The sequence below is a fragment of the Cellulosimicrobium cellulans genome (genome assembly GCF_006539945.1).
GTDB lineage: Bacteria > Actinomycetota > Actinomycetes > Actinomycetales > Cellulomonadaceae > Cellulosimicrobium > Cellulosimicrobium cellulans.
Window position 1 is genome coordinate 22,932 of the sequence record NZ_BJNZ01000027.1, and the last position, 20,548, is coordinate 43,479.

Annotated in this window: 25 protein-coding genes and 1 riboswitch; of the genes, 10 read left to right on the plus strand and 15 right to left on the minus strand. The window is 71.0% G+C overall.

Annotated features, from left to right (window positions below):
- Positions 1 to 171: 171 nt before the first annotated feature.
- The 5 genes from CCE02nite_RS16570 to CCE02nite_RS16595 all read left to right on the plus strand — a co-directional run bounded on the left by CCE02nite_RS16570 (position 172) and on the right by CCE02nite_RS16595 (position 5,861).
- Complete coding sequence (locus CCE02nite_RS16570) at positions 172 to 987, plus strand: F510_1955 family glycosylhydrolase (protein WP_141390725.1); 816 nt, start codon at positions 172 to 174, stop codon at positions 985 to 987.
- Between the two features lie 149 nt (positions 988 to 1,136).
- A riboswitch (cyclic di-AMP (ydaO/yuaA leader) is annotated at positions 1,137 to 1,295 on the plus strand.
- Positions 1,295 to 2,104, plus strand: coding sequence for a C40 family peptidase (locus CCE02nite_RS16575; protein ID WP_141390726.1), 810 nt, complete (start codon positions 1,295 to 1,297; stop codon positions 2,102 to 2,104). (Overlaps the previous riboswitch by 1 nt.)
- A gap of 112 nt (positions 2,105 to 2,216) precedes the next feature.
- Positions 2,217 to 4,526 carry a heavy metal translocating P-type ATPase gene (locus CCE02nite_RS16580; protein WP_170227352.1) on the plus strand — a complete coding sequence of 770 codons (2,310 nt, stop codon included), beginning with the start codon at positions 2,217 to 2,219 and terminating at the stop codon, positions 4,524 to 4,526.
- A gap of 472 nt (positions 4,527 to 4,998) precedes the next feature.
- Complete coding sequence (locus CCE02nite_RS16590) at positions 4,999 to 5,472, plus strand: hypothetical protein (RefSeq protein ID WP_141390727.1); 474 nt, start codon at positions 4,999 to 5,001, stop codon at positions 5,470 to 5,472.
- A gap of 47 nt (positions 5,473 to 5,519) precedes the next feature.
- On the plus strand, positions 5,520 to 5,861 hold the full coding sequence (locus tag CCE02nite_RS16595) for an MFS transporter (protein WP_141390728.1): 342 nt from the start codon (positions 5,520 to 5,522) through the stop codon (positions 5,859 to 5,861).
- A 196-nt stretch (positions 5,862 to 6,057) separates the two neighbouring features.
- Here CCE02nite_RS16595 and CCE02nite_RS16600 read toward each other — a convergent pair whose 3' ends face one another.
- Both CCE02nite_RS16600 and CCE02nite_RS16605 read right to left on the minus strand, forming a co-directional pair.
- Positions 6,058 to 6,576 carry a hypothetical protein gene (locus CCE02nite_RS16600; RefSeq protein ID WP_255318924.1) on the minus strand — a complete coding sequence of 173 codons (519 nt, stop codon included), beginning with the start codon at positions 6,574 to 6,576 and terminating at the stop codon, positions 6,058 to 6,060.
- 209 nt (positions 6,577 to 6,785) lie between these two features.
- A complete protein-coding gene (locus CCE02nite_RS16605) occupies positions 6,786 to 7,079 on the minus strand; it encodes a hypothetical protein (RefSeq protein WP_141390729.1) in 294 nt (97 codons plus the stop codon).
- A 50-nt stretch (positions 7,080 to 7,129) separates the two neighbouring features.
- Here CCE02nite_RS16605 and imuA' point away from each other — a divergent pair, with 50 nt between their 5' ends.
- From imuA' to CCE02nite_RS16620, 3 genes are all read left to right on the plus strand, one after another.
- A complete protein-coding gene (gene imuA', locus CCE02nite_RS16610; protein WP_141390730.1) occupies positions 7,130 to 7,840 on the plus strand; it encodes a DnaE2-dependent mutagenesis accessory factor ImuA' in 711 nt (236 codons plus the stop codon).
- Positions 7,841 to 8,050: 210 nt separating this feature from the next.
- Positions 8,051 to 8,698, plus strand: a complete 648-nt coding sequence (locus CCE02nite_RS16615) for a Fe(II)-2OG oxygenase family protein (protein WP_141390731.1) — start codon at positions 8,051 to 8,053, stop codon at positions 8,696 to 8,698.
- Complete coding sequence (locus tag CCE02nite_RS16620) at positions 8,695 to 9,603, plus strand: hypothetical protein (RefSeq protein WP_141390732.1); 909 nt, start codon at positions 8,695 to 8,697, stop codon at positions 9,601 to 9,603. Before CCE02nite_RS16615 ends, CCE02nite_RS16620 begins: the two co-directional genes overlap by 4 nt.
- Positions 9,604 to 9,638: 35 nt before the next feature.
- Here the strand turns inward: CCE02nite_RS16620 and CCE02nite_RS16625 are convergent, their stop codons facing one another.
- The gene (locus CCE02nite_RS16625; RefSeq protein WP_141390733.1) at positions 9,639 to 10,643 is read right to left on the minus strand and encodes a zeta toxin family protein; all 1,005 of its coding nucleotides are present in this window, start codon (positions 10,641 to 10,643) and stop codon (positions 9,639 to 9,641) included.
- 17 nt (positions 10,644 to 10,660) lie between these two features.
- Positions 10,661 to 11,119: a hypothetical protein gene (locus CCE02nite_RS16630; RefSeq protein ID WP_043652402.1), complete on the minus strand. Its 459-nt coding sequence runs from the start codon at positions 11,117 to 11,119 to the stop codon at positions 10,661 to 10,663.
- Between the two features lie 112 nt (positions 11,120 to 11,231).
- Here CCE02nite_RS16630 and CCE02nite_RS16635 point away from each other — a divergent pair, with 112 nt between their 5' ends.
- On the plus strand, positions 11,232 to 11,882 hold the full coding sequence (locus CCE02nite_RS16635; protein WP_141390734.1) for a hypothetical protein: 651 nt from the start codon (positions 11,232 to 11,234) through the stop codon (positions 11,880 to 11,882).
- 22 nt (positions 11,883 to 11,904) lie between these two features.
- Here the strand turns inward: CCE02nite_RS16635 and CCE02nite_RS16640 are convergent, their stop codons facing one another.
- Both CCE02nite_RS16640 and mobC read right to left on the minus strand, forming a co-directional pair.
- On the minus strand, positions 11,905 to 13,461 hold the full coding sequence (locus tag CCE02nite_RS16640) for a relaxase/mobilization nuclease domain-containing protein (protein ID WP_141390735.1): 1,557 nt from the start codon (positions 13,459 to 13,461) through the stop codon (positions 11,905 to 11,907).
- Positions 13,458 to 13,859: a plasmid mobilization relaxosome protein MobC gene (mobC, locus tag CCE02nite_RS16645; protein WP_141390736.1), complete on the minus strand. Its 402-nt coding sequence runs from the start codon at positions 13,857 to 13,859 to the stop codon at positions 13,458 to 13,460. The genes CCE02nite_RS16640 and mobC overlap by 4 nt, the downstream gene beginning before the upstream one ends.
- A 237-nt stretch (positions 13,860 to 14,096) precedes the next feature.
- Between mobC and CCE02nite_RS16650 the strand changes: the two genes are divergently transcribed.
- A complete protein-coding gene (locus tag CCE02nite_RS16650) occupies positions 14,097 to 14,405 on the plus strand; it encodes a hypothetical protein (protein WP_141390737.1) in 309 nt (102 codons plus the stop codon).
- Between the two features lie 63 nt (positions 14,406 to 14,468).
- On the opposite strand, the gene CCE02nite_RS16655 is transcribed toward CCE02nite_RS16650, so the two are convergent.
- From CCE02nite_RS16655 to CCE02nite_RS16695, 9 genes are all read right to left on the minus strand, one after another.
- Complete coding sequence (locus CCE02nite_RS16655; RefSeq protein ID WP_141390738.1) at positions 14,469 to 15,254, minus strand: Fic/DOC family protein; 786 nt, start codon at positions 15,252 to 15,254, stop codon at positions 14,469 to 14,471.
- 2 nt (positions 15,255 to 15,256) lie between these two features.
- Entirely contained in the window at positions 15,257 to 15,448 is a 192-nt protein-coding gene (locus CCE02nite_RS16660) for an antitoxin VbhA family protein (RefSeq protein ID WP_141390739.1), read from the minus strand.
- Positions 15,449 to 15,600: 152 nt separating this feature from the next.
- The gene (locus tag CCE02nite_RS16665) at positions 15,601 to 15,819 is read right to left on the minus strand and encodes a hypothetical protein (protein WP_141390740.1); all 219 of its coding nucleotides are present in this window, start codon (positions 15,817 to 15,819) and stop codon (positions 15,601 to 15,603) included.
- The gene (locus CCE02nite_RS16670) at positions 15,816 to 16,115 is read right to left on the minus strand and encodes a hypothetical protein (RefSeq protein ID WP_141390741.1); all 300 of its coding nucleotides are present in this window, start codon (positions 16,113 to 16,115) and stop codon (positions 15,816 to 15,818) included. The genes CCE02nite_RS16665 and CCE02nite_RS16670 overlap by 4 nt, the downstream gene beginning before the upstream one ends.
- A 274-nt stretch (positions 16,116 to 16,389) precedes the next feature.
- The gene (locus CCE02nite_RS16675; protein ID WP_141390742.1) at positions 16,390 to 17,406 is read right to left on the minus strand and encodes a toprim domain-containing protein; all 1,017 of its coding nucleotides are present in this window, start codon (positions 17,404 to 17,406) and stop codon (positions 16,390 to 16,392) included.
- Between the two features lies 1 nt (position 17,407).
- Positions 17,408 to 17,659, minus strand: a complete 252-nt coding sequence (gene nrdH, locus CCE02nite_RS16680; protein WP_141390743.1) for a glutaredoxin-like protein NrdH — start codon at positions 17,657 to 17,659, stop codon at positions 17,408 to 17,410.
- Between the two features lie 330 nt (positions 17,660 to 17,989).
- Positions 17,990 to 18,853: a hypothetical protein gene (locus CCE02nite_RS16685; protein WP_141390744.1), complete on the minus strand. Its 864-nt coding sequence runs from the start codon at positions 18,851 to 18,853 to the stop codon at positions 17,990 to 17,992.
- A gap of 429 nt (positions 18,854 to 19,282) precedes the next feature.
- Positions 19,283 to 19,612, minus strand: coding sequence for a DUF732 domain-containing protein (locus tag CCE02nite_RS16690; RefSeq protein ID WP_170227353.1), 330 nt, complete (start codon positions 19,610 to 19,612; stop codon positions 19,283 to 19,285).
- 63 nt (positions 19,613 to 19,675) lie between these two features.
- The gene (locus CCE02nite_RS16695) at positions 19,676 to 20,386 is read right to left on the minus strand and encodes a hypothetical protein (protein ID WP_141390746.1); all 711 of its coding nucleotides are present in this window, start codon (positions 20,384 to 20,386) and stop codon (positions 19,676 to 19,678) included.
- Positions 20,387 to 20,548: the final 162 nt, after the last annotated feature.

The window sequence follows — 20,548 nt, forward strand, 5'->3', positions numbered from 1 at the left end:
GTGCTGCGTCGCGCACGCACCGCGGGTCCTTGCCGAAGGACTGCCTTGATGAACCCTGCCCTGAAGGGGCGGGCGAGCCGGTGGGCAGCAGCAGGAATCGTGCTGCTGCTGGCTGCCTGCACCCCTACCCCGCCACCTGCGAACACCCCCACAAGCCAAGAGCCGCAGGACGTGGCCGAGTTCGGCCACGTGCACGACGTACAGGTCGACCCGGTCGACCACACCATCCTGGTCGCGACCCACACCGGGGTGTGGACCATGCCGGGCCCGTTCGGCGACGAACCAGTGCAGCCGCAACGCGCCGGGACGGGCCGTCAGGACACGATGGGCATGACCCTCGCGGTCGACGGCACCGTCTACGCCTCCGGCCACCCCGCGCCCGGGGAGCAGACCGACCTGAAGGCGCCCAACCTGGGCCTGGTCCGCAGCACCGACGGTGCCGCGACCTGGGAGCAGGTCTCCCTGGCCGGGGAGGTCGACTTCCACGCGCTGAGCACCGCGACCACGGACACCGGTGCCCTGCGCGTCGTCGGCCTGGACTCCGCGACGTCCCGCCTGCTGATCAGCGACGACTCCGGAGCGACCTGGACACCAGGGGCAACCGTGCCGGCTCGCGACGTGCACGTCATGGACGCCGACCCGGACACCGTCGTGGCCACCACGCCAACAGGCCTGCAGCTCAGCCACGACGCGGGACAGACGTTCACCCCGGACCGAGACGCGCCCGCCCTCGTGCTCGTCGAGGCAGGGCTCGGCTCCGAGCTGATCGGCCTGGACACCAACGGCACCGTATGGACCAGCACCCCTGGCCTGGATCGTTGGACCGCGCACGGAGCCGCTCCCGGCCAGGTGCAGGCCATGACCTACGTGCCCGACGACAGCCCCGGCAACCAGCCGTGGATCCTCATCGTCACGGACATCGGCCTGTTCACCAGCCGCGACCTCGGCGCGAGCTGGGACCCGGTGCTCGGCCAGGAGACCGGGTGAGACACCAGCCGGCCGCGCACCGACAGACCAAGCCTTGCCCACCTGCCGCGACCCGCCCGTGCCCGCACGGTCGCGCGCGGCGGACCACCCCATGCTCCTTGCGGGACATCCGCGAGGGATCCAAGAGAGCGCCGAACCCTGTCACCTCTTGGAGCACACCACCAACACCCATGACAGGGACGGGGGAACCACTCAACCGGGCACCACGGTGCCCTCGGGGTGAAGCCGCACCGCACCCAGCGGTGAGGCCGGGTCACTCTCCGACCCGAACCCGACAGCTCACCCCGCAGGCGCGAAGGAGAACACCATGACCGCACGAAAGCCGGGACGCCACCGCGCGTCCCACCGACCCATCACACCCCTGACCCCGATCGCCCGCGCAGCCCAGGAAGGAGCAGTCAGCACCGCCCGCAAGGGCGCCCTGCTCGCGGCGGGATCTGGCCTGCTCGTGTCGGTGTTCGCGGCACCGGCCAGCGCCGCACCGAGCACCGACCAGCCCAAGGCCGTCTCCAGCGTCGACCTGAGCGCCCTGACCGAGCCGGCCCGTCAGGCGCTCAGCGCCGCCCCAGCGGTCACCGTCTCAGCCGACGCCGCGTTCGTGATCGAACAGGCACCGGTCGCGGTCACCCCCGCCCCCGAACCCGAGCCGGAACCGGAGCCCGAGCCCGAGCCCGAGCCGGAACGCCAGGATCGCTCGTCCCGCAGCCAGGAGCGCGCTCCCGCCCCGCAAGAGCAGGCGGGCACCGCTGCGGCCCAGGCCCCGGTCGAAGCTCCGCCGTCCGCGGCGGGCTCGAGCGTGGTCGGCGTCGCGATGCAGTACCTCGGCGTGCCCTACCAGTGGGGCGGCACCACACCGGCAGGGTTCGACTGCTCCGGGTTCACGTCCTACGTGTACGCCCAGGTCGGCATCAACCTGCCCCGCACGTCCTCCGAGCAGCGGTATGCCGGCACCGTCATCTCCCGCGACCAGGCACAGCCCGGTGACTTGATCTGGAGCCCGGGCCACATCGGCATCTACGCCGGGGACAACATGCAGATCGAGGCGCCCTCACCCGGCAAGACCGTCCGGTACGGGCAGATCTGGCAGGCCAACCCGACCTACATCCGCGTCGGTTGACGCGTGAAGGGCCCCACCAGCCAGGTGGGGCCCTTCCGCCCTGCGGGAATACCCCTAGGGGGTATAGTGTTGTTGCGTACCCGGTCGCACTGTCAGGAGAGGAAGGTCGATCATGAAGCCTCACGGTCACGACGAGCACGGACCGAGCACGGCCCATCATCATCACCACCCCGCGCCAGCCTCCGTCGACGCCGGCGGCGACGACCGGGCTCCATCGCGCGCTGCACCCGACCCAGGCCACCACGGCGAGGTACATCCTGACCACGCCGATCGGCACGGCCAGGGCCACGACCATGAGCAGCAGCACCGCGGACACGGCGGGCACCCTGAGCCCGCCGGCCACGAGGGCCACGAGGGCCACGAGGGCCACGAGGGCCACGAGGGCCACGGTGGGCATGGCGGGCACGGTGATCACGTCGGGCAGTTCCGCCGGCTGTTCTGGATCATGCTCGTCCTGGCGGTCCCGGTAGTCGCGACGTCGAGCATGTTCGCGATGATCCTCGGGTACGAGCTGCCCGACGTGCCAGGTCTTGGTCTGGTCTCTCCGGTGCTCGGCACGGTGATGTACGTGTGGGGCGGGCGCCCGTTCCTGACAGGCGCGGTCTCGGAGATCCGTTCGCGCAAGCCCGGGATGATGCTGCTCATCGGCCTGGCGATCACCGTCGCGTTCGTCGCCTCGTGGGGCGCGAGCCTGGGCCTGCTCGACCACCAGCTCGACTTCTGGTGGGAGCTCGCGCTGCTGATCGTGATCATGCTGCTCGGCCATTGGATCGAGATGCGGTCCCTGGCGCAGACGACCTCCGCCCTGGACTCCCTGGCCGCGTTGCTGCCGGACGAGGCGGAGCGGGTCGAGGGTGATGACGTCGTCACCGTGGCGCCTGGCGACCTGCGCGTGGGAGACGTGGTCGTGGTTCGCCCCGGTGGCCGGGTCCCGGCCGACGGCAAGGTCGTGGACGGCGCCGCGAGCATGGACGAGTCGATGATCACGGGGGAGTCGCGCACCGTGCGTCGCAGCAACGGTGACCTGGTCGTGGCCGGCACCGTCGCGACCGACTCGGGCGTGCGTGTGCAGGTCACCGCGGTCGGGCAGGACACGGCCCTGGCCGGTATCCAGCGCCTGGTTACCGAGGCGCAGAACTCCAGCTCACGCGCCCAGCGTCTGGCCGACACCGCGGCCGGGTGGCTGTTCTGGTTCGCGCTCGGCGCCGCGGTGCTCACCGCTGCGGCGTGGACCGTCCTCGGGATGCCGGACGACGCCGTGATCCGCACGGTGACCGTCCTCGTCATCGCCTGCCCTCACGCCCTGGGCCTGGCGATCCCTCTCGTGGTCTCCATCGCGACCGAGCGCGCAGCGCGCGGCGGCGTCCTGATCAAGGACCGGCTCGCGCTGGAGAGCATGCGCACCGTCGACGCGGTGCTGTTCGACAAGACCGGCACTCTGACCAAGGGCGAGCCCACGGTGACCGAGGTCGAAGCGACCGGCGACCACGACCAGGACACCGTTCTCGCGCTGGCGGCAGCCGCGGAGTCCGACTCCGAGCACCCGCTCGCCCGAGCCATCGTCCGCGCCGCCCGCGACAGGGGCCTGCCCGTGGCGTCCGCTCAAGACTTCCAGTCGTCCCCGGCGGTGGGCGTACGCGCGAGCGTGTCGGGTCGCAGCGTGGAGGTCGGTGGGCCCAATCTTCTGCACGAGCGGTCCGCCCAGGAGCTGGCGGTCGTCGACCGGTGGCGCGAGTCGGGAGCGATCATCTTGCACGTCCTCATCGACGGGCAGGTCGCGGGAGCTCTGCGCCTGGCCGACGAGATCCGCACCGAGTCTCGCGAGGCGGTCGCCGCGCTGAACCAGCGTGGCGTGCAGGTCGTGATGATCACCGGCGACGCCGAGGCCGTGGCGGCGTCTGTCGCGCACGAGCTGGGCATCGAGCGGTACTTCGCTGGCGTGCGGCCCGAGGACAAGTCCGCCAAGGTCCAGCAGCTGCAGCGCGAAGGCCGCAAGGTCGCGATGGTCGGAGACGGCGTGAACGACGCCCCGGCGCTGGCCCAGGCGGATGTCGGCATCGCGATCGGTGCTGGCACCGACGTCGCGATCGCCTCGGCCGGAGTCATCCTCGCTAGCGACGATCCCCGGTCCGTGCTGTCGGTCATCGAGCTGTCGCGGGCGAGCTACCGCAAGATGAAGCAGAACCTGTGGTGGGCAGCGGGGTACAACCTGATCTCCGTCCCGCTCGCCGCCGGGGTGCTCGCGCCCATCGGCTTCGTCATGCCGATGTCTGTCGGTGCGCTGCTCATGTCCGCATCGACCGTGGTCGTCGCGCTCAACGCCCAGCTCCTGCGACGTCTGGACCTGCGCCCCGAGATGAGCGCCCGGGCCATCCTCGGGCGGCCCGCCGTCGATGCCGAACGCCAGGACGTTCACGCGTGACCGGTCAGCCTTCCGGCGCCCGCGCGCAGGCGCCCACCGGCGGCGCGCGGCGCGCCGTCCCCGGCCTGACCGCATGCCGCCTGTGTGCTGGCGAGACGCTGGGAGAAGACGACCCCCGCCCCGGTGGCCAGCTCGAGCGGGTCCGCGAGATCGCGGCGAGCGGGGACGCTCGCCTGACGCTCGTGGACTGCCTCGACGCGTGCGAACGGGGAGATATCCTCGTCGCCCGGCCCACACCTGCCGTCCGAGCGAGGCAACACCCGGTCTGGTTCGAGCGCCTCGCGGGCGACGAGCTCACCACCGAGCTGCACGACTGGCTGCGCGCTGGAGGCCCTGGGATGGCTCCACTGCCCGAACCTCTGCGTCCCCTCGTCCTGCAACCCCAGCAGCTGCCGCCCGACCGCGCTCCGGGGTCGGCAGACGTCGACGTCGGTGTGTAGCGGTCCCGGCGTCCCGATGGAAGGCTGCTTGGATGGCGGAACCGGTGTGGGAGGAGATTGACCTCGAGAGCGCTCGGGACCATGCCCGGGCCGTCGTCGACGGTGCCCCAGCGGACGAGCGCATCGTCGCGCGCTACGTCCGCGACAACGCGTCAGTCGTGCTAGTGCGGGCCGACGCTCGCGGCGCATGGGGCTTGATCTACGTGTGCACGACGTCGGGACCACGTGCCGACTACTCGAGCACGCTGCTGGACCTGGCAGCCGAGCATACGTTCCACGTCGGAAGCGCAGCCCCGCAGTACGGGCAGGGACCACGAGTGCACTTCGCGGCCATCAGGTCCGCAGGCATCACCACCGCCCGGAGCCGGCAAGCGGGTGAACCGTGGCGCATCCTCACCGCAGACGACAGCGGCTGGATCCTCGACGCTCGTGTGACCGAAGATTTCCACGATGCTCCTGCGTACGAGTTCGAGGCACCCGGCATGACCTGGCACCCAATCGCCTGACAGCCGACTCCACGGAGGGCCGTGCCAGCGGCCCGCGGAGACTCCCGATGACCCTCACCGTCGTGCACGGCGTCGACGAGCGCGAGACCGGCATCGCCTCGGCCCTCATCAACACCGCCCAGCAGCTCGGCGCGGCGCTCGGCCTCGCTGTCCTCACCACCGTCTCGATCACGGCGGCCAGCACCCGGCTACCCGACGCGGTCACCGCCCTGAACGAGGGTGTGACCGCAGGCGACACGAGCCTCGTCACCACCGCCGAGCAGGCGCTCAGCCACGGGTACGCCACCGGCTACCTCGCGGCCGCGGTCATCCTGTTCGTCGCCGCCGCGATCGCAGCACTCCTCGTCAACACGCCCGGGCAACCACCGACCACGGCCGCGCAGCGCTAGACCGTATCCCACCCGCAAGAAGGTGAGACGGTGATGGACTGGCAGGGGAGGCCGCCCAAGATCACCTCGCCGGGAGCGGCGGTTCGTTGCGCGCGCGCAACGTGGGTGCCTAAGATTAGGTCAGCTCGCCGCAGTAGCGGCGAGAAGTGAACCCGAGACCCTTCCGGACGGTTGTGGCGCTCGGGTTTCGCGCTGTCTAGAGCCGGACGACCCCGGCGACCAGCGGCTCTGCGCGACGGCGCGCATCACCGCCCCGGGCCCAGGCCCAGGCGATCGCGTCTGGGATCGCGAGCAACGGCTCGACGGCCGCGGTCGCGTGGTCGTACGCCAACGAGTCCCGGCACCCACGGCGGCCCGTCTCGCGGTACAGCAGGCGCCGGTCACGATCTTCCTCTCCCTGTTCGCTCTCGAGCATCAGCCGGGCGCAGCCCGCCTCCGCGATGTCCTCGACGAGCCGCTCCAGGCAAGCTCCGCGCCGCTCGATGTTGGTGCGGTATCCGGCTCCGGCCTGGTAGATCGTGACCTCGGCGCTGAGCGTTCCGAGCGTCGACAGGATCGTGTGCTGACGGGCCGGAGACTCCTTGACCATGTGCAGCCGTCGCTGGCCGGGCTTGTGCAGTCCGCGCACCGTCTTGCGCGCGAGCGCGAGCTCGCCGGGGATGATCACCGCGGCGACGAGAAGGTAGTCCTGCTTTTTGCTCTCGTCGACGAACACGTGACCGCCTCGCAAGGAGTGGTCCGACATACTGGTAGGCACGACGCAAGGGTACGGACGCCGAACGACACTGCTGCGGGCGAGCCTGATGATCTGCCGGGTGCGACGCACCCCATGTGTACTCATGGCCGCATGAGACTCCCCGAGAATCCGTACCGTCTCGTGCTGCTCGGTGGCTCGGACCGTGACCTCGCTCACGCTTGGCGCCGTCAACGACGCTCGACGGCGTCCGCCCAGAGCCACGCCCAGCCCTCGCGCCCCCGCCCGTCGATGAACCGCACGTGCACCTGGCGGCCGGCCCAAGCGATAGCTTCGCCGTCCACCTGGGCCTCGCCGGACTGCCGCTGGGTGACCCACACTCGCACTGGGATGCCCTCGATCGGGCGCACAATCGCGGCGCCGCGGCGCGCCAGTTCCGGCGCCTCCTCGGGGTAGTCCCGCATCGGCACCGTCTCGAAGCCCGACGGCCAGCCGCCGGGCGGCGGACGTCGACGAGTACCCACCGGCCCATCATATTCGAACACCAGTTCGAACCGCGACGCATACTGGAAGTATGACGACGACCGCTCTGGAAGCCCTGGAGGTAGCTCGCGCAACCTTGCGTCGCGCCGAGCTGCGCATGGGCGTGCGGTCGTCCGCGGCAGGCGCCATCGACCTCGACGACACCCCCCGGCCGCTCGGCGCGGTCCTCGACGGCGGTCGCCTGCCGCGCGGTGCGGCGAGCGTCGTGGCGGGGTCGACATCGCTCCTGCTCGCCCTGCTCGCCACCTCGCAGGGCACCTCGGACTGGCTCGCGTTTGTCGGGGCGCCAGACGTCGGGATGCTCGCGGCCGCCGGCGCCGGCTTGGCGCTCGAGCGGGTCGCCCTGGTCCCACGGGCAGGGGAGGACCCTGGTGGTGTCATCGCAGCCCTGCTCGACGGCATGACCTACGTCGTCGTGGGACCGGACGCCCGACTCTCCGCGTCCGAGCGCCGGCGGCTGCTCGCCCGCGCGCGCGAGCGCGGCACGGGGCTGGTGACCGTCAGGCCGTGGGAGCAGGCTGCGGTACGCCTCGAGGTCGTCGCGCACCGTTGGTCGGGTACCGACCATGGCGCCGGCTACCTGCGGCGCTGCGAACTCGACGTCGCGCGCACCGCCAACAGCGGCACCGATCGTTGGACGCTCACCTTGCCCACGCCCGGCGAGCCGCTTGTCGCGGCGACGGAGGGCCGGGCCCGCGGAGCCGCGACGGACAGCCAGCCCAGGCTCCGGCTGGTGGGATGAGGAGTATGGCCGCGTCCTGAATGCCCGTTATATGTCATAACAGAGGTTATCGGCCTAGAAGTAGTGCGAGTTGCATCAGATGCAAGAGCGCGCACGTCGCTGCGAAATCGGCGTCCGCGCAGTGTCGAATGTGGGCTGGCTGTCCTTCGGTCGGTCCCGCCAATACCCTCGGGTCTCGTGGAGAGCCCGATACTCGAGACCTTGATTCCCGTGGCTGAGCAACGCGGTTGGGCGGACGACATCGTCGCGCCGCCCACGGGCGCCTCGCTCTGGTTTCAGGATCTGGAGTCCAGGCTGCAGTTCCAAGCGGAACAGCTGGGGCTGGTCCCGGTGGAGAACCGCCGCGGGCAATCGCACGTGTCCAGACTTCGGCCCACGACGCCGCAAGAGGCGCACCCCGCGTCGCTCAGCGCGCAGGTCGGGCTGGGGCAACAGCCCCTACACACCGACGGTGCGCACCTTCGCACGGTGCCCGACTACGTCGTGATGTGGTCGGAGACCACCAACTCGACCCCGACACGCGTTTGGCATCCCCGCCGGGCACTATCGAGCAGCGACCAGTCGGGCGTCTTCATAGTCCGATCAGGGAGGGAGACGTGGCTGTCCCCCGCCCACGACGGTGGCGGTCTGCGGTTCGACCCGGGCTGCATGTCGCCATGTGACGCCTTCGCCCGCCGGACGGCCCGGATTCTGCAAGACCCGCCACCCGACGAAGTCCACGAGATCCGCTGGGACACCCCCTGGAAAGTACTGGTGCTAGCCAACCGGCAGGTGCTGCATGGTCGCGCCGCAGTCATCGACGGCGACCAAGAGCGCACGCTCGGCCGAGTCGCGTACTACAAGGCGGGCGCGCGATGACGGCTTTTCGGGCTGAGGCCTTCTGGATCAAGGCACGCCTGTTCATCAACCGAGCCATGGAACCAGGTGACGAGCGGAGCGAGGACGAACGGCGTCTCTGGGCGTCACTTGCTCTGGAGCTGCTCGCTAAGTGGGCGCTGGCTGAGACGTCGCCGGCGCTGGTGGCCGATCCTGCCAAGGACGGTGGCGATCAACTGTTCGTGGCCCTCGGGCTGAAGGAAGGCGGCCCCTCGGTCACGGTCCAAGCATCGACCGCGTTCAAGCGCTGCCAGGCGATCTATCACCCGTTCAGTGCGCAGGACGCCTCAAAGTTCTCCAACGCGCGCAACGAGTACCTGCACGGATCCGAGATTGCCCTCCTCGCCATACCCGCAGACGTTTGGTGGTCGCGGTACTGGTCCTTGGTCAACGTCCTGCTCACCGCGCATCAGAACGTGCTCGACGACCTCGTCGGGTCCAGTCGAGTTGCCGAGGTCGAGGCGCATCTGGCGCGCAACGCCGAGCGGAACGAGCAACAGTACGAGGCCGCCGTCCAGGCCGCCCGGCGCAACCTCGCCCGGTACCGGGGCGACCAGATGTCGGCGACAGAGGCACGACGCTGGGAACTCAGCACCGGTCCGCGCATCGCCGCGACCTACAACGTCGAGGTCAAGTGCCCGGCGTGCGGGGGGTTGGGCACCGCGGAGTCAGACGATGCCCAGAGCAAAGACGTGACCTGGTCCAACGACCCGCACGACAGCTACCCCACCGTTGAGGTCACGTTCGTCCCCGACTACTTCATCTGCCCCGTGTGCCATCTCACCCTCGACAGCTACGAACTCATCGAGCTCGCAGGGCTGGACGAGGAACACACCATCGAGACCGACGAACCGGTCTACGAAGAGCCCGAGTACGGGAACGACTGAGCAGGGAGTGCGCTACGGCTTGCCCGGAGCACTCCTCATCGGTGTGGACCGTCGTGCGAGGGTTCGTTGCCGTGCATCCGGGCTCGGTGGAAGCTCGTCGCCGACCGCCGGCGCGTCTCTACCAGGGCGTAGTCCAGCAGCTCGCCGCCGCGCTGGATGCGTCCGGCGTCGACCTCGACTTGCATCGCAGCGCCCTCGGACGGCGTCCAGAAACGACGGTGACGCAGCACGGCGGGGCAGCCGGTGGCCAGCGCGGTAGCGGACGCCTGAGAGCGCGCACGGCCGTCCGGGCCGTCGAAGACGTCGCGGGCATAGACGCTCGGGACCCATCGGCCGCCGAGTCCTTCACCCGTCAGGACGGCCCCCTCGTAGGCATGGCGCCAGCGCTGGGCGATGCGTGCCTGGGACAGCTCGTAGGGAACCTCGACGTCGACGACCTCGACCTCGTAGCCGGCGGCCGCGAGGCGGTCGCCGAGGGCGAGCGCGGCGTCGGGCTTGGAGAGGACCGAGTCGATGACGACGTTCGTCCCGTCGCGCAGGGCCTCGTCGCGCAGCAGGCGGGCGAGGTGAGAAGACTCCTCGTGCACGAGCGCGGCGAGCTCGAGGGGGTAGAACGGTTCCCCCGCGGCCTCGCGCTCACGCACGGCATCGGGCTTGAGGAAGGCGTCGTAGCTGCCGTCGGCCAGGGCTTCGCGGAGCAGCTTGTCCTTGAACTTGTCGGCGTCGACGACGAGCCAGGCGCTCTTGTCGAGCCCGAGGACGTTCTTCTGGATGTGGCCCTTGCCCGCCCCGGGCGGACCGGCGAGCACGATGGCCTTGCCGTCCTGGCGCGCACCGGGCGCCTCTGCGCGGGCTTCGTCACGCAGGCGGCGCCAGAGCGCGCGCCGACCGGCTGTCGGCTGGTCGACCTGCCCGTCGATGAACCACGCAGGGTTGTTCAGCGTGGAGTGCGGCCCGTCCTTGTCGAGCGGCCCCCCGGCACGGGAGAACTCTCGGACGGTCTCACGGTGGGCCGCGTGCAGGTCGTGGTCGTCGCTCACGCACGCGAGTTAAACGGTCAGCGCGCAGAGCGTCCAGTCTTCGCGGCGAGCACTGCGTCGTAGGTGTCGCCGTCGAGCAGGCCGTCGTCGAGCGCGCGGCCGACCTCCTCGAACGTGCCGGCGACGTCCTCGACCAGCCAGTCGAACCCGTCGGTCTTCGGCGTGCTCGCGTACGGCCAGCGCGCGAGCTCATCGATCACGCGGTCCCGGTCGATCTGCCCGGCGACGTATCGCTCGGCGATCTCGTACGGGCTGGCGCCGCTGAACCCGTCCGGCAGGTTCGGGACCCGCGCGGCGGCCCGGAGCTTCTTGTTCACCGCCGGCTGGCTGATCGCGAGCACCTGCGCGATCTCGGTCTGCGTCATCGTGTCGGCGAGGCGTCGCACCAGGCGCAGCTCGTCGAGCCGGTCGACGACCTGACGATGCCGCAGCCGAACGACGGCGCGGACGTCCGGGTTCTCGGTCGTGGTCGTCATGGGAATCACCTCCGTTATAGCCTAGGTTATAACGGGTCGGGTGGGTTGGCCACCCACACGAAGAGGCGGGGGCGCAGGGGTGCGACGAGTGCGGGTATGGGAAGTACCACGAGTGGCGTGGACGCTCGCGCTGGCGTTCGCGGGCGAGGACCCGGACGACGCCCCGATCCCCCCTCGTGTGCGCAAGGCGATCGCGAGCACGACGGTCACCGGTTTCGCGGCGACGGTCCTCCTGCAGCTCCGTGACCACTACCGCAGCCGCGACGACGTCGTGGTGGCCTGCCTGCAACGCCAGGGTTGGCGGAGCGCCACGACCGCAGCGCCGGTGATCCTCTGCCTCGCCGCCCTCACCATCGTCGCCAGGCTCGGTGGCGGCGTCCTCGCCGCGGTCGCCCTCACGCTCGTCGCGGGGTTCATCACCGCCGTCATCGCGATGGTCGCCGGCCTCGCGTTCGCCCGGCGCCGCTACCGCCCCGGCGCGCCGCCGTGGAGGCTTCACGCGCCACCGGCGACGTGGACGATGTCCAACGTCGCCGTGCGACCCGGCGCTCCCCCGTTCCGGATCTTCGAGGTACGTGCGCTCCTGCACGACAACGTCGCGCCCGGGTCCACGGTCGGCTGCGTCGCGGGCTCGACCCGCACGGGCGAGGCGTACGAGAAGTGGCACTTCGTGCGGGTCGAGCACGACGACGCTCGGATGGTGCTCACCGTCCCCCGTCTGCCCGACCAGAGAGCCGAGGCAACCTCGCCTCGCACCACGTGACCCTCCTCGGCGAGGACGTCGGTCAGTCGCGTTCGATGCCGGCGCCGCTGTCACGCCCCGTCCCTCGATCGGACGGCCGTCGCGTCGCGTGCGCCGGGAGCTGACCGCTGCTCGCGCTGCTTTGGACCGCCCGCTCGAGCTGCGGGACGGCGGCGGCCACCGCAGCAAGTGCGCGGTGGGTCCCGGCCGCTGCCTGAACCTGACCGCGCAACTCCTGAGCGTGAGCGATGGCGCGTGCCGCGCGCTCGGCCTGTCGCAGCACGGCGATCCACCCGACCTTCGCGTCACGGCCCGTGGCACGCGCGACCAGACGCGAGGCGTAGGCGGCGTTGAGAGACGCTCGCTCGCTCTTCGAACGGTCCTGGTGCGCCGAGTCGTGTGCGGGCGGCTGGGCTGCTCGAGAGAGGGCGTCCGACGCCTCCTGCAGCGCACCCGGTCGGTCCTTCTCAAGGGCCAGCGAGGCTCGCGCGAACACGCCAGCGACGTCGAGCGCGGCGACCCGCTGGTCTGCCTCTCCGAGGCGGCCACCCATGCCATGCAGGGCCCGTGCGGCGTCCGCCGGCGGCGTGCTCATCGTGACCTTCGCAGCGACCGTGGCATCGCGCCAGCGCTCGGTCCACGCCGAGGTGAGGCGTGGATCGCCAGCGACGTCGGCGCCCCAGCGCGACCGGAGCTGGCCCAGGGCGAGGGTTCGGTCAAGGCGTCCCGCACCGAACCACACGGGACGATCCCGGCGCCCTTCGGCGACGTTGGGAGCAAGCGCGACCGAGTAGCCCACGACGCGGTCGCGGCCGCCCTCGGCGTACCTCGGCCGGACCAGAACGCGTGCGTCACGCAGCGCGTCCAGGAACTCGCGCTCGCCGCTCGCGCCGGCCGCCGCGGCACGCACGCGGCGACGCAACTCGTCGCGAGCGGGCAGAGAGACCGACGCCCGCTCCGCGCGGTTCAGCTCGCCGGGCTTGGCACCCGCAAGAGCACCGCGGCCGCTCTCACGCGACTCCAGGACGACGAGCCCGTGCCGCTTCTCCAGCACGTTCGCGAGCCGCTGCGCACGCGGCATGTCGTTGTGCACGCGCGCCTTCGTACCGTCCTCTCGGACCAGGTTCACCACGACGTGCACATGGTCATTGCCCGCGCTCGAGAGCCCGTGTCGAACCGCAACCCAGCGGCACCCCGCTCCCCCGTCGTCCGAACCGGTGAACCCCATGCCCTCGACGAACTCGCTCGCGATCCGACCCCACTGCTCATCGCTCAACTGCCCCTCGGACGACTTGAGCGACAGCGAGCAGTGCCACACGTGTGCGTCTCGCTCGCCGACCTTGATCATCCGCTGCTCGGACTCGCTCCACTCCTTCACAGGCGCGGTCACGCGAGTGCCAAAGACGCGCCGCGGCTGGTCGAGCTCGTTCGCGATGTCGAGCGCGTCATCGGTGCTGAGCTCTCGGGACCCAACGGCCGCCACCACGACCTCGTGGCCCGCGACGACGTGCGGGTTGGTGTGCTCGTTGTGCCGTCCGTCGCCGGCGAGGTAGACCATGACCCCGGCGACCCGATCGCCGCGCGTGATGTTCGGCATCATGAGCGCAGCCCTTCCGCCGCGCGCAACGCGCTCCCGACCCGCTCACTCACCGTCTGGACAGCGCGCAGAGACTCCATGAGCTCGGCCTGAACCTCCCCCGTCGCGTTCGTCGCGCGAGCGATCTGGTTGAGGTTGTTCGACACCGCGGCGAGCAGCCGGCGCGCGTGGAAGAGCTCCGTCAGGTGGGTCGCTCGATCGGTCGCGGTCTCGCCCTGATCTGCGAGCGCAGACTCCACCAGAAGGCGCGGGATCGTGACACGGGCGGCCGCCGCTCGCTGAAGTAGCAGCGCCTCCTCCTCGGGTGTCACGCCGACGCGGTGGTAGTGGCGTCGGCCACCCGGAACGTTGGCGCGTCGCTGACGCTGACGATCGCGCGCTCGCGGCGCTGCCTCGGTCATCGTCTGCGTCCTCCCTTGCCCAGCGCAGCGACCCCGACTCTCGGGGACCACACGACCAGTGTGCCATCGGCCCAGTGCAACGTCGAGCCGATCGAGCCACTTACGACACGTAAGTGTATAGCTTGCTCCGCCGGAGGCTCGTCGCAAGCCCGTCACCTCCTGACGATGAACCGGACCGAACTGCACCTTGACGGCGCGGCACTAGCGAGCCGTCTGTGGGGTCCGTAGCATGGCGGTATGGCGAGAGAACTGGACCTTGAGGCAGCAGAATCGAAGGCTCGCGAGTTGCTCGATGCGCGGATCTCCTCGGTGCGCGGGCTTGTTCGTGCGGCGCAGGCTGAGGCAGAGGTTCGTGCGCAGATGCAGGCTGCGGCGCGCGAGCACGCGAAGGCGTACGCAGCGGCAATCGGTGACGGCTGGACGCCCGACGAACTACGCAAGCTTGGGTTGCAGGACCCCGAGCGCAGTGCACGATCGCCGCGGAGGAGTAGTGCAGCAGCACGCCCGGTGACGACAGCCGAAAGTGCTGCCGAATCCGGCGACTGATCCAACGCGAAGGGCCCCGACGCATGCGGTGCGTCGGGGCCCTTCGCGTGTCGAGGTGTGGCTCTACGCTCGCTCGGTTCCGGCGTCCCGAGAGTGCCCTCCGGTGCGGCGCTGAGGCGTCGGAGTGTGCGCGACACTGTGGCCACCGCGACGTGCTCTCCGTCCGGTCTGCGCGATCCTCACGGCCTCGAATGCAGCGACGTCGAAACTGTCGCGGTCCGCACGAGTGACGATGCGATGGAACATGTCGCGGAGCGCGCTTGGATCTCCGGTCGCCGCGAGACGGCTTGCGCGGTCGTTCTCTGATTCGCGGTCCCCTCGGCCGACCGTCACGCGGGTCCAGTCGACATGGTGGCCGGACTCGCGTGCCAGTGCAGTGACGTACTCCCGTTGGGTGCGGCCGTTGCCCTCGCGGAAGGGGTGCGCCTGGTTCGCGAGGTTGTAGATCTGTGCCAGCGTGCTGGGGATCCGGTCGGAGTCGACGGAGCGCAGGTTGTCCGTCTGCGCAATCTGCTCGCCCACGGCCTGCATCGTCGGGACGATGCGATCGAGCGGCGCGAACCATCCATCTCGACCCTTGCGTATCGAGACCGTGCGTACGTCGCCGGCCCACTCGTAGACGTCCTGGAACAGGTGGTGGTGGATCGACCGGAGGCCGGCCATGTCGTACGTCGCGGGCAGGCCGTGCTCTCGCAGGGTCAGTGCCCGCGCCTCGACCAGGTGCTCCTCAGCCCGGCGCAGCTCTTCCGGTGTCCGGGCACCGACGAGGTTGCGCAGGGTGCGCCCGTCCTCGAGCAAGTACCCGTCCCAGCGGGCGTACTCGTCGCCGATCTCCCACGGTCTGCTCACACCTAGTCCCCCTCGCCTGCCAAGTACGCCTTGGTCCGACGGATCAGTTCGTCCCCGTCGATCTCCCCGCGCACGTACATGTCCTGGATCGCGCGCGCCGCGTCGTCCGTGCGCCCGCCCTCGAGCTCCGTGCTGTGCCGGATCCGGGCGGCGTCCGCCGCCCGCTGTGCGCGCTCCTCGTCGCTGATGGGCATGCGTCCCCTCTCCTCGCTGGTGCATGCCAACCTAGCCGCGACAGGCGCCAGCAGCGTTCCCTACGCCACGCCCGCGAGCATCACGCCGAAGAGCACGACCGCGCTGCCGGCGATGAGCCATGCCACCCGGCTGATGATGCGGGCGCCCCGGGTCAGCGGAAGTCTGGACGGGTCGAAGCGAGCCAGAAGTAGGTGCCGAAGAGCACTGCAGAAGCGGCCACGAGAGCGGAGATCAGCGCACTCGGTACGGACTGCGGCCACAGCACGACGGCGCGGTAAACGAGCAGGCCGGCGGCCATGGTGAGCGCGACCGTCCGGACCCGGTCCCACACGGTGGGAAGGTGACGGTGCTCCTCGTCGGGCGCGCTCACCGGGCGGCCGCCACGGGCGCGTCGACGACGCGCGCAGCCATGCGCAGCAGCTCGGCGATCTGGGCGTCGATCGCCGCCCGAAGCGTGACCTGGACGTCGCAGCCGGCGGGGCACCCGCCCGGGCAGCCGCCGCGGTAGTGCGCGCGCAGCCGCTCGCTGTGCGCTGCGGCCTGCCACGCGATCGCGAACGCCCGCGGCATTGCCTCCGGCTGGTGCACGCGGATGCGCTCGAGCGCGCCGCGGCCCTCCTTGATCCCGGTGAGGTCCACCGTGCGGGTCTGGCCGTCGTGCGTCATCCACGCTCGCCGTGCGCCGACATCCCATCCCCACGACTCCTCAGCGTCCTGGGCCGCGAAGAGGTCCGGGTGCAGCCGACGCCCGACGGTGGGGAATCGGGGCGCCTACGCGCGCGTGAGCTCGCGGACGAGGCTCCGGAACGACGGCTCCGCGTTTGCGCCTTCTGCCGTGTCGTGCGTCATCGTTCCTCCCGGTCGGTCAAGGTCAGTGTCCAACCTGCTACCCACGGGGTCGATCGTGTGGCGGGGCACGGGGATCTCCTTCGATCGGGCGTCAGTGGCGGTTCGCGGCGTGCGCGACGGCGAGCTCGCCGGCGATCACGCCGAGGTCGGTGTGCGGGGCCAGGCGGGCGTGCAACTGTGCCCCGACCCGAGACAGCGGTACCTCCGAGATGCGCGCGACGAGCGCGGCCGCGGCCCGCACGGCGTTCACACGGCCCTCGACGGTGGTCAGGTCGTGGCGGGCCAGGACGGCGTCGACGACGACGGACACGAGGCTCTGCGGCTGGCACAGGCGCTCGGCGAGGGCCTGGCCGTGGCCGTCCTGGACGAGCTGGGCGGGGTCTGCCCCGTCGGGCAGGACCAGGGCACCGGCGGTGCCGGCCTCGTCGTTGGTGAGCAGGTCGAACGCTCGCACGGCGGCTGCTCGACCGGCGGTGTCGGCGTCGAACGCGAACACCGCCAGCGCGACGGCGCCCGGGTGGAGCGCGCGCACGCGCTCGAGGTGTGTCGTGGTGAGCGCGGTGCCGCACCCTGACACCGGTACGACGGCGGACCCGGTACGGCGGATGGCCTCGACGTCCAGCGCTCCCTCGACGAACACAACGCGCGCGCCGGCCTGGATGCGGCGCACCGCGGCCGGGTCGAGTCCGTACAGATCCCGCGACTTGTCGAACGCGGCCGTCGTCGTGGTGTTCAGGTACTTCGCCGGCGCGTCGTCGACGTCGTCGGTCGCGGGGTTGCGTCGCGCGGTGAACCCGACGATCGCGCCCGTCACGTCGCGGTACGGCAGGACCAGGCGGTCACGGAACACATCCCCGACCGACCCGGACTCCGTCCGGAACGCGAGTCCGGCGGCCACGAGCTCCTCGGGGCTGTAGCCGCGGCCGCGCATGCGGCCCACGAGCCGGGCCCACCCCTCGGGCGCGTACCCGGCCTGCAGGCCGCGCAGCCCGCGCCGGGCGAGGTACTCCCGGGTCCAGTCGTCCGCGTTGTTCGCACTCCAGCGCCAGTACTCCCACGCCGCGGCGTTGATCTCCACGACCCGCTCACGGGTGAGCTCGACGCTCATGTCAGGCCTCCTGGCGGGCTGAGAGGGCGGTGATCTGGTCGGGCCGAAATCCGCTCCATGACTCCTCGCCGGCGACGACGACCGGGGCCTGGAGGTATCCGAGAGCGCGCACCTGCTCGAGCGCGTCGACGTCGGTGCTGATGTCCACCACGGTGTACTCGATCCCCTTTCTGTCGAGCGCGCGGTACGTCGCGTCGCACTGGACGCATGCCGGCTTGCTGTACACGGTGACCTTGACCTGCTGGCTGGTCATGATGCCTCCCCCACGTCGTTTTTCGGACCGTCCCTGCAAGCGGAGCGTTTGGCCGCAAGCCGTCCCAGGACGCACCCGCAGGGCGTGAGCGCAGCGAGCGAGTCGGGGCGCCCGGGTGGCCGGGAAGTTCTCGGCGGGCTCAGCGACGAAGGAGCGCAGCCGAGAAGTTGGCGGGCGGTCGGGCCGGAGCGCAGCGGAGCCGACTTGCGCCCTGGGACGGCCGGCCACACTCGGAGCCAGGGACGGACCGAAACACCAAGCGCTTGTGCAGCCGCGGCCCGCAGGGCCGCGTCATGTCGTGTACGGCGCTCCGTCGCCGGGCACCGTGGTTCACGTCAGGACCGCCTCGCCGCGGTCGGTGGCCCACTGCATCTGGGCGTGGTCCGCCGCCTGGTTCAGCACGACGTGGTGCTTGCGCAGGACCCGGTTCACTGTCGACCGCGACCACGGCACGCGCTGTGCGAGGTCCCGTTCCGAGCGCGCCTCGCGGGCGAGCTCGAGGATCAGCGCGTCGCGCTGCTCGGCGGACATGGTGCGCGGGTCCAGGTCGGCCCGCGGCTGGTCCGGAGCCTGGCTCGCGACCAGGCCGACCGGCTCGAGGATCGGCTCTGCGTCGACGGGCTCGACGTCGTCTGTCACGAGAGCCGGCGCAGGGATCTCCTCCGCCGCGGCGTCACTGTCGAGCTGCGCGGTCGACGCCGAATCGGTCAGTCGATCCTCTACCGCGACGGCGACCGGTCGCGCCCGACGCACGCCGAGCAGGTGAGCCAGAGCGGCGCCCATGCCCATGACGGCCACGGGCACGCATGCGACGCCGACGACGACCTGCCAGGGCGCGCGCTCGATGCCCGCGGCGTGGAGCAGGTGGTAGGTGATCTGGCCGGCGGCACCGATCACGAGGGAGGCCAGCACCGACCGTCCCGCGAACGATCGTGCGGCGGGAGGGATGTTGCGGTGGGTCAGCCAGGCGCCGAGGGCAAACGCGGCGTAGACCTCCATGCCCAGCGGCAAGGTGATCGCCAGGTTCACGCTCAGGTCCATGATGCCGGGGAGCAGGTTCACCGGGCCGAAGCCTGCCATGCGGCCCAGGTCGACCCAGCCGCCCCAGATCGCGACGTACGCGCCCGCGGCGAGCACGACGACGGGCCAGCGCGGGAACGACTCGTAGCTCTCGGCCGGCACCGGCTGAGCCACGTCCGGCTCGGACGTGGCCCGCGAGGGCCGGGTCGCCGACACGCCGCGAGCAAGGGGCCCACGAAGACGGTTCATCATGCCTCCAATATCCGAACGCTTGCGTTCTAGTTTAGCAGAAACAGAACGCTTTGGTTCTGTTAGCGTGGTTCAGGTGAGCAAGGAATCTGGGCCCGATGGGCCGCGTGATCCGGGACCCGGGCCGCGCGGGCTGTACGACAGCGCGCGCCTGGCTCAGCGGCTCGGCGTCTCTCCGGTCTCGCTGCGCACGGCGCGACACCGCGGGGTGGACTGGCTACCGAAACCGGCCGGCGAGCTCAACGGCGGCCCGGTGTGGACCGCGGAATCGCTCGAGGGCATCGAGGACCGTCGCCGGGGCGCGGGGCGGCCTCGCCGGCAGCGGTGACCAGAGTCAGCGTCCAGCGTGCTCAGTCAGGAGTCAGACGGGTAGAGCAAGTCACGCGGAACCTTCTGCGGGCAGTAGACCTGCGCAGCGCCAAGGGCCAGCACCTGAGCGGTGAAGTCATCGGTGTCCAGCGTCTTGGCGACGTGGTCGGTGGCGTCAGACAGCCACCGGTCAGGGTCGTCGTCGCCGGCCTTGGCGCACACGCCATGGCCTGCAGCGAGGATGTCGTCTCGCGGGAACTCGATGTCTGAGTTCTGCCCCAAGAGCTCGTCCACGATCGCGAGGTAGCGTTCGTCGTCTTCGCTCGTCCCGCAGCCGGTGACGACCAGCCCGACCACCACAGCAGCGAGCAGCACTCCTACGCCTTTGGATCGCACCGCGTCACCGTACCGGCGGTACCGGTCGGGCGACCCGAGCCGTCACGCGATCCACGCATCGAGCGTGCGGCGGGTGATTCCGGCGCGGGCGGCGAGGTCGACCTTGGTCAGCAGCTGGGCGCTGTAGAGGCCGCGGACGGCGGTGCGCAGGAGCGCGCGCCGGTGTGCCTCGTCGACGTCGGCGGCGCCGCTGGTGGGGGTGCCGTTGGCGGTGAGCTCGGCCAGGAGCCGGTCCCCGTGGGTGGCGTACCAGGCCGCGGCGAGGACGTCGTCGCCGGGCTCGAGCTCGAGGACGTGCGAGGCGAGGCGGGCGGTGACGGGCACGAGTCCGGTGCCGGCGGCGTGGGTGAGCCAGGCGGCTACGAGCCGGGCCGGGCGCACGCTCGCCGGCAGCGGGTCGGGCAGGTCCTTGAACGTGCGGCGCAGGTCGAGGGCGCCTTGCATGCGCACGTCCCAGTCCCATGAGCCGATCGGCTCGCCCGCGTGGGCCAGGGCGTCGGTCCAGGGCTCGCGGTCGGCCTCGGGCTGGGCCAGGGCGAGCAGGCGCAGGGTGTGCGCGGCGTACTGGCCGGCGGACAGGGTCCGCCGGGCGGCCTTGTACCCGGTGCGCACGCGGACCTGCCCGGCCTCGGCCGCGGCCCACGCTCCCCCATCGCCGTCCGGCGCCGTCGCGGCGGTGCGCACCCGCTCCAACAGGTCGAGGATCGGGCCGGCGTGCTCGTCGGGCAGGGCGTCGACGCGGCGGGTCGTCATGAGTGGGGCACCTCGGGGTTGCAGGCGGTGGTGCGCCGCGCCGGAGGCGGGGGGGTGTGGGGGGCGGCAAGTCCCCCACGGCGGCGCGTCGGGTACGGGTGAGCCTACGGGCTCGGGGTGCGGTGGCGGTCGTCATGGCGGGGCTCCTCGTGTCGGTGTGGG

Coding starts and splice junctions, on each gene's coding strand:
- CCE02nite_RS16580 (WP_170227352.1), top strand. CDS start 2,217: ATGAAGCCTCACGGTCACGACGAGCACGGACCGAGCACGGCCCATCAT.
- CCE02nite_RS16620 (WP_141390732.1), top strand. CDS start 8,695: ATGACGGCTTTTCGGGCTGAGGCCTTCTGGATCAAGGCACGCCTGTTC.
- nrdH (WP_141390743.1), bottom strand. CDS start 17,659: ATGACCAGCCAGCAGGTCAAGGTCACCGTGTACAGCAAGCCGGCATGC.
- CCE02nite_RS16590 (WP_141390727.1), top strand. CDS start 4,999: ATGGCGGAACCGGTGTGGGAGGAGATTGACCTCGAGAGCGCTCGGGAC.
- CCE02nite_RS16650 (WP_141390737.1), top strand. CDS start 14,097: ATGGCGAGAGAACTGGACCTTGAGGCAGCAGAATCGAAGGCTCGCGAG.
- CCE02nite_RS16595 (WP_141390728.1), top strand. CDS start 5,520: ATGACCCTCACCGTCGTGCACGGCGTCGACGAGCGCGAGACCGGCATC.
- imuA' (WP_141390730.1), top strand. CDS start 7,130: ATGACGACGACCGCTCTGGAAGCCCTGGAGGTAGCTCGCGCAACCTTG.
- CCE02nite_RS16670 (WP_141390741.1), bottom strand. CDS start 16,115: ATGACGCACGACGGCCAGACCCGCACGGTGGACCTCACCGGGATCAAG.
- mobC (WP_141390736.1), bottom strand. CDS start 13,859: ATGACCGAGGCAGCGCCGCGAGCGCGCGATCGTCAGCGTCAGCGACGC.
- CCE02nite_RS16640 (WP_141390735.1), bottom strand. CDS start 13,461: ATGATGCCGAACATCACGCGCGGCGATCGGGTCGCCGGGGTCATGGTC.
- CCE02nite_RS16630 (WP_043652402.1), bottom strand. CDS start 11,119: ATGACGACCACGACCGAGAACCCGGACGTCCGCGCCGTCGTTCGGCTG.
- CCE02nite_RS16660 (WP_141390739.1), bottom strand. CDS start 15,448: ATGCCCATCAGCGACGAGGAGCGCGCACAGCGGGCGGCGGACGCCGCC.
- CCE02nite_RS16675 (WP_141390742.1), bottom strand. CDS start 17,406: ATGAGCGTCGAGCTCACCCGTGAGCGGGTCGTGGAGATCAACGCCGCG.
- CCE02nite_RS16575 (WP_141390726.1), top strand. CDS start 1,295: ATGACCGCACGAAAGCCGGGACGCCACCGCGCGTCCCACCGACCCATC.
- CCE02nite_RS16695 (WP_141390746.1), bottom strand. CDS start 20,386: ATGACGACCCGCCGCGTCGACGCCCTGCCCGACGAGCACGCCGGCCCG.